The following is a 12,187-nucleotide window of genomic DNA, read 5'->3' on the forward strand; positions in this document are numbered from 1 at the left end:
GGCTGAACCGGCCCGCAACCAGGGGCTCGCGGTGGGATGAGGGCTAGATCAGGAGGTTTTTGCAGCGGCTTGCTGCGCCGCCAGTTCGGGTTTGGCGTCCATGGCGACGTCCTTGGGCGCGAGCACCGACCCCGGCCTCACGCGCTGCACGCCGCCGACGACGATGCGCTCGCCGCCCTTGAGGCCGCTGGTCACGACACGCAGGCCGTTGACGTTGGCGCCCAGCGTCACACCGCGCCATTCGGCCTGGTTGCCCTGGCCGACGACGATGACATAACGCTTGTCCTGGTCGGTTCCGACGGCGCGCTCATTGACGAGCAGGGCCGCCTCGTTCTTCGCCTGGCCCATGCGCAGCTTGGCAAACTGGCCAGGGATCAGGCCGCCGTCCTTGTTGTCGAAGACGGCGCGCACGCGCAGCGTGCCGCTCCTGGCATCCACCTGGTTGTCGACGAGTTGCAGGCGGCCTGTCTGGCTCTTGTCACTGCCTGCCAGCATCTCCACGGGAATGCGCTCCATGCCTTTGCGCTCGGCGCCGCCGCCGGGCAGCGAGGCGAGCGCCTCGCGCACCACCTTTTCGTCGGCGTCGAAGCTGGCGTAGATCGGGCTGACCGACACCAGCGTCGTCAGCACCGGCGCACCGGCACCCGCGGCGACGAGGTTGCCCTGCGTCACTTCGATCCTGCCAACGCGGCCCGCCACCGGTGCACGCACCTGGGTGTAGCTCAAGGACAGCTGCGCCGATTGCAGCGCGGCCTGAGCGGCGCGCAGGTTGGCCGCACCTTCACGGGCGGCGTTGTCCTTCTCGTCGAACTCGCGGCGCGCCACGGCGCGCTCCTCCAGCAGGGACTTGGCGCGTTGGGCCTCGCTGAGCGTGTACGTGACGCGGGCCTGGGCGGCGGCCACCTGTGCTTCCAGGCGCTGCACCTCGGCTTGGTAGGGCGCGGGGTCGATGGTGACGAGCAGGTCGCCCGCCTTCACGAGGCTGCCCTCGCGGAAATGCACGGCCTGCACGGCGCCCGACACACGGGCCCGCACATCGACGCGCTCGACGGCTTCCAGGCGGCCCGAGAACTCGTTCCAGGCCGATACATCCTGGCTGACAACCTGGGCGACGGACACCGGTGTGGCGGGCGGAGTGGTGGGGCCGGCGTCGGCCTGGGCTGCGCCCGAGCCGAACTGGGCGAAGCCCACGGCGCCAAGGGCGACGAGAGCGACGGCGCCAGCGATCAGGCCGGCGCGACGATTGAAACGAGGGGTGGACTGCATTTCTATTTCTCTCCGAAGGTCAATCAGGCAGGAATCAGGCGGGAAGGGACAGCGCGCGGCGGGCCGCTTCACGCAGGAATTCGTGGATGGGATTCAGCGCATAGCCCGGCGCGATGGCGGGCAGCGTCATCTCCTTGGCGGTGCCGCCTTGCTCCCGCAGTGCAACGGCATAGCGGCGCGACTCGTCGCTCAGCGGGTGGCCCGCGGCGCTGAGGATCAGCGCGGGCGCCAGGCCGCTCAGCCGGCTGGCGTTCAGCGGCGCGGCATAGGGGTGGTCGGCGCGCGTGCTGCCGCCCAGATAGGCCTGCCAGCCTTTGGCGTAGTGGCATTCACAGCCGCCGCATTCGCCGTCGCGCATGGAGGCGCTGCCGAGTTGCGGGTCCAGCATGGGCGCAATCAGCAACTGGCCAGCGAGCTTGGGTGCGTGCTGGTCGCGCGCCATCAGCGCGAGCGCCGCGGCGAGGTTGCCGCCCGCTTCCTCGCCGGCAACGAACAGGGCGGTGTGCGGGCTGCCGGTCAGCCTGGCCGGCTTGGCGGCGAGGGCCTGCAGGGCCTCGAAGGCGGCGCTCAGGCCGCTGGGGAAAGGGTGCTCAGGCGCCAGCGGATAGTCCAGCGAGACGACATCAGCGCCCGCGTCGGCGAGCATCTCGCTGCGCGCCCGGCTGGCCTGGAGTGAGCCGTCCGTGAAGCAGCCGCCGTGCAGCCACAGCAGCAGCGCGCGCCCGTCGCCGTCCAGCGGCCGGCGCGCCGTGTAGACCTGGGCCACGAGGCCAGGCGCAGGGCCGAGGCGCAAAGTGGCAGGGGAGGCGATCTTGTCCATGGACCGAAAGATAGTGATCAACGGCCTAGGGATAAACGGCCTTGAAAGTGACTCACTTTTCCTTGCCGTGGAACAATGAAGTCATGGACCGACTCTCCGCGATGCAAGCCTATGTCCGGGTGGTCGAGGCCGGCACCTTCACCAAGGCGGCCGATTCCCTGGACCTGCCCAAGGCCACCGTCACGCGCCTGATCCAGACGCTGGAAGGCCATCTGCGCACCAAGCTGCTGAACCGCACCACGCGGCGCGTGACAGTGACGCCGGATGGCGCGGCCTACTACGAGCGCGCCATGCGCCTGCTGGGCGACCTGGAGGAGCTGGAAGGCAGCATGAACCAGGCCCGTGTGACGCCGCGTGGCCGCATACGCATCGACGTTCCCGGCGTGGTGGGGCGCGAGATGATCATTCCGCACCTGCCGGATTTCTACGCCAAGTACCCCGACATCCAGATCGAGCTTGGCGTCAGCGATCGCACGGTGGACCTGATCAGCGACAACATCGACTGCGTGATCCGTGGTGGCGAGTTGACCGACCAGAGCCTGGTCGCGCGGCGCATCGGCGAATTCCGCTTCATCACCTGCGCGACGCCCGAATACCTGCGCCGCCATGGCGCGCCGGCCCATCCGCTGGAGCTGACGCAGGCGCCACATCGCATGGTGGGTTATTTCTCGGCACGCAGCGGCAAGGTCATGCCAGACACCTTCCGCCGCGGCGAGGAAGAAATAGAGGTGGCGGGCAACCACATCCTGGCGGTGAACGATGCGAATGCCTATCTGAATGCCGGCCTGGCCCACCTGGGCGTCGTGCAGGTGACCTGCTTCATGGCCGGCCCGCTACTCAAGAGCGGCGAACTGGTGCGGGTGCTGGAGGAATGGGACGCCGACCCGGTGCCGGTCTACGTCGTCTACCCGCCCAACCGCCATCTCAGCAGCAAGCTGCGGGTGTTCGTCGACTGGGTCGTCGAGCTGATCGGCCGCGAGGCGATGGGCGGGCTGAAGTTGCGCTGTACGACGAGCTGAGGGCTCAAGCCTCGTCGGCCGCGCTGCTGGCGACCACGGCCGCCGGACCGAAGTCTTCGGCCGACGGAGCTGGGGCGCTGATAGCCAGCAACATGCCCGCCGCCAACGCTGCGACAGCCGTCGCGGCGGTGATCAGCGTGGAAATGGATCGGGTGTTGTTCATGGTGACTCTCCTGGTCGGCCACCGCCGAGCGGGGTGTGCCGATAGGTTGTCACTGTAGGAATTGCGCGCCGCGAGAAAAAGCGGGGCAGAGAGAACGGCGAGTTGCTGCCAGCGGAACAATCCGCGGCTTGAAAACCGGTCAGCTCTTGCGCGGCGCACCCCGCCCGCGTTCCTCCAGCCAGGTTTTGGCCGTCGAGAAATGTCCGCAACCGATGAAGGGCCGCGGCGGCTTCAGCGCCGACAGCGGCGAGGGGTGATTGGCCTTCAGCACCAGATGGTCCTGGCGGGCCGCCTCGATCAGCGGCGCCTTGGCCTGGGCATAGCTACCCCACAGCATGAAGACCTTGGGAGCCGGGTCTTCAGCCGCGGCCTTGATGAGGGCGTCGGTCAGCACCTCCCAGCCACGGTTGGCATGGCTGGCGGGCTGACCGTCCTCCACCGTCAGCACGGCGTTGAGCAGCAGCGTGCCGCCCTCGGCCCAGCGCACCAGGCTGCCGTTGGGCGGGAAGGGCTTGCCGAGGTCGCGCTGGATCTCCTTGAAGATATTGCGCAGGCTGGGCGGCAGCGGCACGCCGGGCGGCACGCTGAAGCTCAGACCCTCGGCCTGGCCGGGGCCGTGATACGGGTCCTGGCCCAGGATGACGACGCGGGTGCTGGTCAGCGGCGTCAGCGTCAGTGCGCGCAGCGGCTCGGGCGGGTAGATGGTGGCGCCGGCGGCGACGCGCTCTTCGAGGAAGGCTTCCAGTTTCTGGCCAACGGGCGAGGCGGCCCAAGCTTCGACGACGGGGCGCCAGTCGGTGTCGGGGAGTTGCAGAGGCAGCTTCATCCGAACAGGGTCGCCAGCGCCTGGCCCGGGTCGGGCGCGCGCATGAAGGCCTCGCCGACGAGGAAGGCGTTGACGTTCGCCTCGCGCATGCGCTTCACGTCCGCCGCGCCGAGGATGCCGGATTCGGTCACCAGCAGCTTGTCGGCCGGCACGCGCGGGAGCAGGGCCAGCGTCGTGTCCAGCGTCACGTCGAAGGTGCGCAGATTGCGGTTGTTGATGCCGACCAGTGGCGTCTTCAGCTGGAGGGCGCGGTCGAGCTCATCGCCGTCATGGACTTCAACGAGAACGTCCAGCCCGAGGGCATGGGCCGCCGCCTCGAGGTCGGCCATCTGCGAGTCGGCCAGGCAGGCGGCGATCAGCAGGATGCAGTCGGCGCCCATCGCACCGGCTTCCATGACCTGGTACTCGTCCACCATGAAGTCCTTGCGCAGCACCGGCAGCTCGCAGGCGGCGCGGGCTTCGCGCAGATAGGCGGCCGAGCCCTGGAAGAAGCGCTCGTCAGTCAGCACACTCAGGCAGGCCGCGCCGTTGCGGGCATAGCTCTCGGCGATCTCCCCCGGCTTGAAGTTCTCGCGAAGCACGCCCTTGCTGGGGCTGGCCTTCTTGATCTCGGCAATGACGGCCGCGCGGCCGGCCGCGATGGTGGCGCGCAGCGACCGTTCGAAGCCCAGGCGCTCACCCTTGCGGGCCTCTGCCTCCTCACGCTGTGAGGCCAGCGAGCGCTTGAGCTTGGCCGCCGCGATCTCTTCCCACTTGACCTCGACGATGCGGTTCAGGATATCGCTGCTCACGCTTTTCCTCCCAGCCCCTGGGTCTGCTTGACGAAGGCATCCAGCTTGGCACGCGCCGCGCCACTGTCCAGCGCCGCGCGGGCGCGGCCGATGCCGTCTGCCAGCGTCGGCGCCACGTTGGCGGCGTATAGCGTCGCGCCAGCGTTCAACAGCACGATGTCGCGCGCTGGGCCGGGGTTGCCATCGAGCACACCGACCAGCATCTCGCGCGACTGTTCCGGGTTCTCGACCTTGAGACTGCGGTTGCTGGCCATGGCCATGCCGAAGTCCTCGGGATGGATCTCGTACTCGCGCACGGCGCCGTCCTTCAGCTCGCCCACCAGCGTCGTCGCGCCCAGCGAGATCTCGTCCATGCCGTCCTTGCCGTAGACGACGAGCGCGTGCTCGGCGCCCAGGCGCTGCAGCACCCGCACCTGGATGCCGACGAGGTCGGGGTGGAAGACGCCCATCAGGATGTTGGGCGCGCCGGCCGGGTTGGTCAGCGGTCCCAGGATGTTGAAGATGGTGCGCACGCCGAGCTCGCGGCGCACTGGCGCGATGTTCTTCATCGCCGGGTGGTGATTGGGCGCGAACATGAAGCCGATGCCGCACTCGTCCAGGCACGCGGCCACGGCGCGTGGCGAGAGCTGGATGTTGGCGCCCAGAGCCTCCAGCACGTCGGCACTGCCGGTCTTGCTGCTGACGCTGCGGTTGCCATGCTTGGCCACCTGCGCACCCGCTGCCGCCGCGACGAACATCGAGCAGGTGGAGATGTTGAAGCTGTGTGCGCCATCGCCACCGGTGCCGACGACGTCGACGAGATGCGGCAGCGGCCCAATCTCATGCAAGGGCACCTTGTTGGACAACTCGCGCATGACCTGCGCGGCGGCCGTGATCTCGCCGATGGTTTCCTTCTTCACGCGCAGGCCGGTCAGCAGCGCCGCCGAGATGACGGGCGACATCTCGCCGGCCATGATGCGGCGCATCAGCGTCAGCATCTCGTCGTGAAAGATCTCGCGGTGCTCGATGACGCGGGTCAGGGCTTCGGTGTCGGTGATGGGCATGGCTCAGCGCTCCAGGAACTCGCGTGCGGCGGCAATGGCGTGATCGACGCCGGGGGTGTCGACATCGAGATGGGTCACAAAGCGCAGACCGATGAGGCCGGTGGCCAGCACGCCGCGTGACTTCAGGTGCTCCAGCAGGGCCGGTGTGCGGCCGTCGCTGATCTGGGCAAAGACGATATTCGTCTGCGGTGGCGTGACCGTGACACCCGGCAGCGCGGCCAGGCCCTCGGCCAGGCGCTTGGCCAGCGCGTGGTCGTCGGCGAGGCGGTCGACGTGATGGGTCAGCGCATGGTCGGCTGCGGCCGCCAGCAGGCCGACCTGACGCAGGCCGCCGCCCACCATCTTGCGCACACGGTGGGCGCGGCCGATCAGCTCGCGCGAGCCGACCAGCATCGAGCCGATGGGCGCGCCCAGGCCCTTGCTGAAGCAGAGGGAGACCGAGTCGAAAGGGCGGGCCAGGTCGGCCACGCTGCGGCCCGAGGCAACCGCCGCGTTGAAGAGGCGGGCGCCGTCGAGATGCGTGGCCAGGCCACGCGCATGAGCCAGTTCGCAGGCGGCGTTGGTGTACTGGGTGGACAGCACATTGCCGCTCCAGGTGTTCTCCAGCGCCAGCAGCCGCGTGCGTGCGAAGTGCGGGTCGTCGGGCTTGATGGCGGCGGCGATGTCTTCGAGCTTGATCGTGCCGTCGGGCTGGTTGGTCAGGGGCTGGGGCTGGATGCTGCCCAGCACCGCCGCGCCGCCGCCTTCGTAGCGGTAGGTGTGGGCGAGCTGGCCGACGATGTACTCGTCGCCACGGCCGCAATGGGCCAGCAGGGCACAGAGGTTGCTCTGCGTGCCGCTTGGCATGAAGAGAGCGGCCTCCTTGCCGAGCAGGGCAGCGACGCGCTCCTGCAGCGCGTTGACGGTGGGGTCGTCGCCGAAGACGTCGTCGCCAACTTGTGCCGCTGCGATCGCTGCGAGCATGGCGGGCGTCGGCTTGGTGACTGTGTCGCTGCGCAGATCCACGACCTTGCCGGTGGCGGCTGCGCCCGATCCGGGCGCGTAGTCGGTCATTGGTGCACCCTTCGCGCTTCGCGCTGTCCCGCCACGCGGGAATGAGCCCCTTCGGGCGGCCGTGCGGGGCTCATGCCTTCAACTCCAGGAAGTTGCGCAGCATCGCGTGCCCATGCTCGCTGAGGATGGACTCGGGGTGGAACTGCACGCCCTCGCACGGCGTGGCCGTGCCGGCCAGTTCGCGGTGGCGCACGCCCATGATCTCGCCATCCTCGCTGCGCGAGGTGATCTCCAGCACCGCCGGGCAGCTCGCTTCCTCGATGACGAGGGAGTGGTAGCGGATCACCGAGAAATCCTTGGGCAGTCCGGTGTAGACACCGCGGCCATCGGTCGTGATCGTGCTGGCCTTGCCGTGCATCTGGCGCTGGGCGCGGATGATCTTGCCGCCCAGGGCCTGGCCCATGGACTGGTGGCCCAGGCACACGCCCAGCAGCGGCTTCTTGCCGATGAAATGCTGGATGGCTTCCACGCAGACGCCGGCTTCGTTGGGCGTGCAGGGGCCGGGCGAAAACACGATATGAGCCGGGTCCAGCGCCGCCATCTCGGCCACGGTGATCTCGTCGTTGCGCACCACCTTCACGTCCGCGCCCAGTTCACCGAAGTACTGGACGAGGTTGAAGGTGAAACTGTCGTAGTTGTCGATCATCAGCAGCATTTGGACTCCCGCCGGGCCGCCCCAAGGGAGGCCATCCCCCTTGGGGGGCAGTGAACGAAGTGAACGTGGGGGCTCATCAAAATCCCTCCTCGACGAGTTCGGCGGCGCGCAGCAGAGCGCGTGCCTTCGCCTCAGTCTCTTGCCACTCCAGTTCGGGTACCGAGTCTGCGACGACGCCGGCCGCCGCCTGCACATAGAGCATGCCGTTCTTGATGATGCCGGTGCGGATGGCGATGGCCAGGTCCATGTCGCCGGCAAAACTCAGATAACCGCAGGCGCCGCCGTAGATGCCGCGTTGCACGGGCTCCAGTTCGTCGATCAGCTCCATGGCCCTCACCTTGGGCGCGCCGGTCAGCGTGCCGGCGGGGAAGGTGGCCTTCAGCACATCGAGCTGGCCGACCTCGGGTCGCAGCACACCCTCGACGTTCGAGACGATGTGCATCACATGCGAATAGCGCTCCACGGCGAAGGACTGCGTCACCTTGACGCTGCCGACGCGGGCGATGCGGCCGATGTCGTTGCGCGCCAGGTCGATCAGCATCAGGTGCTCGGCGCGCTCCTTGGGGTCGGCCTGCAGCTCGGCTTCCAGTTCCAGGTCGCGCTCCACCGTCGCGCCGCGCGGGCGCGTGCCGGCCAGCGGGCGGATCGTGACCTTGCGGCTGCCGTCGCCGGCATGTTCTTCACGCACGAGGATCTCGGGGCTGGCGCCGACGATCTGGAAGTCGCCCAGGTCGTAGAAGTACATATAGGGGCTGGGGTTCAGCGCTCGCAGCGCCCGGTACAGCGCGATCGGCTCGGCCTTGTAGGGCTTGGAGATGCGCTGGCCGACCTGGACCTGCATCAGGTCGCCAGCGGCGATGTATTCCTTGGCCTTGGCCACGGCGGCCAGGTAGTCGGCCTTGGCAAAGCCGCGCGTGACTGGGTGGGCTTCACCGCGCGGCACGCGGGGCACGCTGACCGAATACGTCAGCTTGTCGCGCAGCTGCGAGAGCTTCTTCTTGGCGCGGAAATAGGCCTCCGGCTGGCGCGGGTCGGCCCAGACGATGAGGTACAGGCGCCCGGAGAGGTTGTCGATGACGGCGACTTCCTCGGACAGCAGCAGCAGGATGTCCGGCGTGCCCAGGCTCTCGCCCGCGTGATCGCGGTCCAGGCGCTTCTCGATGGCGCGCACGGCCTCGTAGCCGAAGTAGCCGGCCAGGCCGCCGCAAAAGCGCGGCAGACCCGTCGGGATCTTGGGCTTGATGCGTTCCTGGTAGGCGGCGATGAAGTCCAGCGGGTTGCCTTCGTGCGTCTCGACGATGGCGCCGTCGGTGACGACTTCGCAGAGCTGGCCCGTTGCGCGGATCAGCGTGCGGGCCGGCAGGCCGATGAAGGAGTAGCGCCCGAAGCGCTCGCCGCCGACGACGGACTCCAGCAGGAAGCTGTTGCGGCCCTGGCCGGAGCCGGCGCAGAGCTTGAGGTACAGGGACAGCGGGGTTTCGAGATCCGCAAAGGCCTCGCTGATCAGCGGGATGCGGTTGTAGCCCTCGGCAGCGAGGCTCTGGAATTCAAGTTCGGTGATCACGGTCAAACCTTGAAAAGACAGTTTTCAGGGCTTGGCGTGCAGCCCGATGGAGAACGGGCAACGCGAGAAAAAGCGCGTCAGGGCGCGCCAAGCAGCATCAGTCGGCGGTGAACCAGCGACGCCAGGGCCAGGCTCCCCGGTCGCTCGACCCCGTGATGTACTTCCGCGTGATGAACATGATCGGATCAGTGTATCAGCGGGTCTTTGAGCCTGACACGCCATACTTCGGTTCACGAAGATGCCGCCATCGCGGCACAGCAACGGAGCGAGACATGCGCGCATTCATCGTCGCGGCCCTGGTGGCCGTGGGCAGTCTGAGCGGGGGGAGCGCCTGGGCCGAGACGGTCGAGGTGGCCAACGTGAAGTACGAGACGGCCATGGACCTGGCGGGCCAGAAGCTGGTCCTCAACGGCGCCGGCGTGCGCTACAAGTTTGTCGTCAAGGTCTACACGGCGGGCCTGTACCTGACGCACAAGGTCAGCACGACGCCCGAGGTGCTCGCGGCGCCCGGCCCCAAGCGCATCCATATCCAGATGTTGCGCGAGATCGACGGCAACGAACTCGGCAAGCTTTTCACCAAGGGCATGGAAGCCAACGCGCCGCGCGACGAGTTCGTCAAGTCCATCAATGGCGTGCTCAAGTTGAGCGAAGTCTTCGCGAGCCGCAAGCAGCTCAACAGCGGCGACAACTTCACGGTCGACTATGTGCCCGGGCTCGGGTCGACGCTGCTGGTCAACGGCAAGTCGCTGTTGAGCGAGCCGATCAAGGAGCCTGAGTTCTTCACGGCCCTGCTGCGCATCTGGCTGGGCGACAAGCCGGCCGACGATGCGCTGAAAGAAGCCCTGCTCGGCATCAAGCGCGAACGCCGCCGCTGAAACGGAGCCCCGCGCCCAAGCTCGCCACGCTGAACGCGGGCGAGCTTGAGCGGCCCCCCGAGGGGGCGCCGATGCTCGCGGCATCGAGCCGCGAGCACATCGGCAATCGGGCCGGCTTGGGAGCGGCCCGGCGCTCGGCCCGTAGGCAGACGATGGGCCTCAGTCAGCCGAACTGGATATCGTCGAGCCGGCCCAGATGCTGCAGGGCCGGCACGGCACGGATGTCCTCGCCATGGTTGTAGCCGTAGGTCATCAGCACCAGCGGGCAGCCGGCCGCGCGCGCGGCCTCGGCGTCGTTGCGTGAGTCGCCCACCATCCAGGTGGCCGCGGGCGGTGTGCCCAGCGCCTCGCAGGTCTTGAGCAACGGCAGCGGATCGGGCTTCTTGCGCGCGAAGTCGTCGCCGCCGAAGACGTGGGTGAAGTAACCATCCAGGCCCTTGCGCCTGAGCAGTTCGCGCGCCGGCGCGCCCGGCTTGTTGGTCAGCACGGCCAGCGGCAGGCCCAGCGCCCGCAGTGCTTCCAACCCTTCGACGACGCCCGCGTAGACCGTTGCATGCTCGCCATTCAGGCCGGCGTAGTGCTGCTGGTAGAGCGGCCAGGCTTGCTCGAACAGCGCCGGCGCGCCGCCCACCTCGGCCAGCGTCGTGCGCACCAGGTGCTCGCTGCCGCGGCCGATGGTGTGCTCGACGAAGGCCGACGTGACCGGTGGCAGGCCGAGATCGACCAGCACGCGGCCCAGCACGGCAACGAAGTCGCCCAGCGTGTCGATAAGGGTGCCGTCCAGGTCGAGGATGAGGGCTTGAGGTTTCATGTTTTCAGCTGGCCATCGGCCTTGAACATCGCCTTGATGCCCCGCACCGCCTGGCGGATGCGCGACTCGTTCTCGATCAGCGCAAAGCGCACATGGCCGTCACCGTGGTCGCCGAAGCCGATGCCGGGCGATACGCAGACCTTGGCCTTCTCCAGCAACTGCTTCGCGAACTCCAGCGAGCCGAGCTCGCGGTAGGGCTCGGGAATAGGCGCCCAGATGTACATGCTGGCCTTGGGGCAGTCCACCACCCAGCCGGCCTCGATGAGGCCCTTGTAGAGCACGTCGCGGCGGCGCTGGTAGCTGGCGGTGATGTCCTTGACGCACTGCTGGTCGCCCTCCAGCGCAGCGATGGCGGCGACCTGCAGCGGCGTGAAGGTGCCGTAGTCGTGATAACTCTTGATGCGCGCCAGCGCCGCGACGAGATCCGGATTGCCGACCATGAAGCCGACCCGCCAGCCGGCCATGTTGTAGCTCTTGGAGAGCGTGAAGAACTCGACCGCCACGTCCTTGGCGCCGGGCACCTGCATGATGGATGGCGCGACGTAGCCGTCGTAGACGATGTCGGCATAGGCCAGGTCATGCACGACGAGGATGTCGTGCTTCTTGGCCAGCGCCACGACGCGCTCGAAGAAGGCCAGGTCCACGCACTGCGCCGTCGGGTTGGACGGGAAGCCGAAGACCATCATCTTGGGCTTGGGGTAGCTGCCGCGGATGGTCTTCTCCAGCTCGGCGAAGAAGTCGACCTCGCTGCTGACCGGAATGGCGCGGATGTCGGCGCCGGCAATGACCGCGCCGTAGATGTGGATGGGGTAGCTCGGGTCCGGCACCAGCACGGTGTCGCCGCGGTCGAGTGTGGCCAGCATCAGGTGGGCCAGGCCCTCCTTGGAGCCAATGGTGACGATGGCCTCGTGGTCGGGGTCGATGGCGACGCCGTAGCGGCGCTCATACCAGTGCGAGATCGCCCGGCGCAGGCGCGGGATGCCCTTGCTGGCCGAGTAGCCGTGGGTGTCGGGCCGTTGCGAGACTTCGTTGAGCTTGGCGACGATGTGTGCCGGTGTGGCCCCGTCGGGGTTGCCCATGCTCATGTCGATGATGTCTTCGCCGCGTCTGCGGGCCGCCAGCTTGAGCTCGGCGGTGATGTTGAAGACGTAGGGTGGGAGACGGTCGATGCGCGCGAAGCGGCGCTTGCCGCTGGAAGCGGAAGAAGAGGTCATTGGCAGTGTTCACGTGAGCGCCCGGAACCGTCCGAGCGACGTGGGCGGCTTGGCGCCGCACCGCGGGCGACTCTAGCGCACTAAGCT

The 12,187-nt window shown here is 68.0% G+C and carries 13 protein-coding genes; 2 read left to right on the plus strand and 11 right to left on the minus strand.

The features are described from left to right. Positions 1-48: 48 nt before the first annotated feature. Complete coding sequence (locus ACXJLH_RS20000; protein ID WP_457445856.1) at positions 49-1,266, minus strand: efflux RND transporter periplasmic adaptor subunit; 1,218 nt, start codon at positions 1,264-1,266, stop codon at positions 49-51. Positions 1,267-1,300: 34 nt separating this feature from the next. Then, the gene (locus ACXJLH_RS20005; RefSeq protein ID WP_457323529.1) at positions 1,301-2,086 is read right to left on the minus strand and encodes an alpha/beta hydrolase fold domain-containing protein; all 786 of its coding nucleotides are present in this window, start codon (positions 2,084-2,086) and stop codon (positions 1,301-1,303) included. Between the two features lie 83 nt (positions 2,087-2,169). Here ACXJLH_RS20005 and ACXJLH_RS20010 point away from each other — a divergent pair, with 83 nt between their 5' ends. Further along, entirely contained in the window at positions 2,170-3,105 is a 936-nt protein-coding gene (locus tag ACXJLH_RS20010; RefSeq protein WP_056191688.1) for a LysR family transcriptional regulator, read from the plus strand. A gap of 4 nt (positions 3,106-3,109) precedes the next feature. Here the strand turns inward: ACXJLH_RS20010 and ACXJLH_RS20015 are convergent, their stop codons facing one another. The 7 genes from ACXJLH_RS20015 to trpE form a co-directional block, all read right to left on the minus strand. After that, the gene (locus tag ACXJLH_RS20015; RefSeq protein ID WP_157256194.1) at positions 3,110-3,268 is read right to left on the minus strand and encodes a hypothetical protein; all 159 of its coding nucleotides are present in this window, start codon (positions 3,266-3,268) and stop codon (positions 3,110-3,112) included. Positions 3,269-3,407: 139 nt separating this feature from the next. Then, on the minus strand, positions 3,408-4,094 hold the full coding sequence (locus tag ACXJLH_RS20020) for a uracil-DNA glycosylase (protein WP_457445857.1): 687 nt from the start codon (positions 4,092-4,094) through the stop codon (positions 3,408-3,410). Further along, positions 4,091-4,885: an indole-3-glycerol phosphate synthase TrpC gene (gene trpC / locus ACXJLH_RS20025; protein WP_457445858.1), complete on the minus strand. Its 795-nt coding sequence runs from the start codon at positions 4,883-4,885 to the stop codon at positions 4,091-4,093. The genes ACXJLH_RS20020 and trpC overlap by 4 nt, the downstream gene beginning before the upstream one ends. Next, positions 4,882-5,928: an anthranilate phosphoribosyltransferase gene (gene trpD / locus ACXJLH_RS20030; RefSeq protein ID WP_457445859.1), complete on the minus strand. Its 1,047-nt coding sequence runs from the start codon at positions 5,926-5,928 to the stop codon at positions 4,882-4,884. Before trpD ends, trpC begins: the two co-directional genes overlap by 4 nt. A 3-nt stretch (positions 5,929-5,931) precedes the next feature. Next, on the minus strand, positions 5,932-6,981 hold the full coding sequence (ltaE, locus tag ACXJLH_RS20035; RefSeq protein ID WP_457351269.1) for a low-specificity L-threonine aldolase: 1,050 nt from the start codon (positions 6,979-6,981) through the stop codon (positions 5,932-5,934). Between the two features lie 70 nt (positions 6,982-7,051). After that, entirely contained in the window at positions 7,052-7,636 is a 585-nt protein-coding gene (locus ACXJLH_RS20040; RefSeq protein ID WP_056191700.1) for an anthranilate synthase component II, read from the minus strand. 76 nt (positions 7,637-7,712) lie between these two features. Beyond that, on the minus strand, positions 7,713-9,200 hold the full coding sequence (gene trpE, locus ACXJLH_RS20045; RefSeq protein ID WP_457445860.1) for an anthranilate synthase component I: 1,488 nt from the start codon (positions 9,198-9,200) through the stop codon (positions 7,713-7,715). Between the two features lie 272 nt (positions 9,201-9,472). Between trpE and ACXJLH_RS20050 the strand changes: the two genes are divergently transcribed. Then, a complete protein-coding gene (locus tag ACXJLH_RS20050) occupies positions 9,473-10,075 on the plus strand; it encodes a chalcone isomerase family protein (protein WP_056191702.1) in 603 nt (200 codons plus the stop codon). A 163-nt stretch (positions 10,076-10,238) separates the two neighbouring features. Here ACXJLH_RS20050 and gph read toward each other — a convergent pair whose 3' ends face one another. After that, on the minus strand, positions 10,239-10,886 hold the full coding sequence (gene gph, locus ACXJLH_RS20055; RefSeq protein ID WP_457445861.1) for a phosphoglycolate phosphatase: 648 nt from the start codon (positions 10,884-10,886) through the stop codon (positions 10,239-10,241). Then, positions 10,883-12,100, minus strand: a complete 1,218-nt coding sequence (gene alaC / locus ACXJLH_RS20060; protein ID WP_457445862.1) for an alanine transaminase — start codon at positions 12,098-12,100, stop codon at positions 10,883-10,885. The genes gph and alaC overlap by 4 nt, the downstream gene beginning before the upstream one ends. Positions 12,101-12,187 lie beyond the last annotated feature (87 nt).

Source organism: Roseateles sp. P5_E4, assembly GCF_054049255.1.

Excerpts from the sequence above, each read along its gene's own strand:
- ACXJLH_RS20000 (WP_457445856.1), bottom strand. The coding sequence starts at position 1,266 with ATGCAGTCCACCCCTCGTTTCAATCGTCGCGCCGGCCTGATCGCTGGC.
- ACXJLH_RS20010 (WP_056191688.1), top strand. The coding sequence starts at position 2,170 with ATGGACCGACTCTCCGCGATGCAAGCCTATGTCCGGGTGGTCGAGGCC.
- ACXJLH_RS20050 (WP_056191702.1), top strand. The coding sequence starts at position 9,473 with ATGCGCGCATTCATCGTCGCGGCCCTGGTGGCCGTGGGCAGTCTGAGC.
- gph (WP_457445861.1), bottom strand. The coding sequence starts at position 10,886 with ATGAAACCTCAAGCCCTCATCCTCGACCTGGACGGCACCCTTATCGAC.
- ACXJLH_RS20040 (WP_056191700.1), bottom strand. The coding sequence starts at position 7,636 with ATGCTGCTGATGATCGACAACTACGACAGTTTCACCTTCAACCTCGTC.
- ACXJLH_RS20015 (WP_157256194.1), bottom strand. The coding sequence starts at position 3,268 with ATGAACAACACCCGATCCATTTCCACGCTGATCACCGCCGCGACGGCT.
- trpD (WP_457445859.1), bottom strand. The coding sequence starts at position 5,928 with ATGCCCATCACCGACACCGAAGCCCTGACCCGCGTCATCGAGCACCGC.
- ACXJLH_RS20005 (WP_457323529.1), bottom strand. The coding sequence starts at position 2,086 with ATGGACAAGATCGCCTCCCCTGCCACTTTGCGCCTCGGCCCTGCGCCT.
- ACXJLH_RS20020 (WP_457445857.1), bottom strand. The coding sequence starts at position 4,094 with ATGAAGCTGCCTCTGCAACTCCCCGACACCGACTGGCGCCCCGTCGTC.
- alaC (WP_457445862.1), bottom strand. The coding sequence starts at position 12,100 with ATGACCTCTTCTTCCGCTTCCAGCGGCAAGCGCCGCTTCGCGCGCATC.
- ltaE (WP_457351269.1), bottom strand. The coding sequence starts at position 6,981 with ATGACCGACTACGCGCCCGGATCGGGCGCAGCCGCCACCGGCAAGGTC.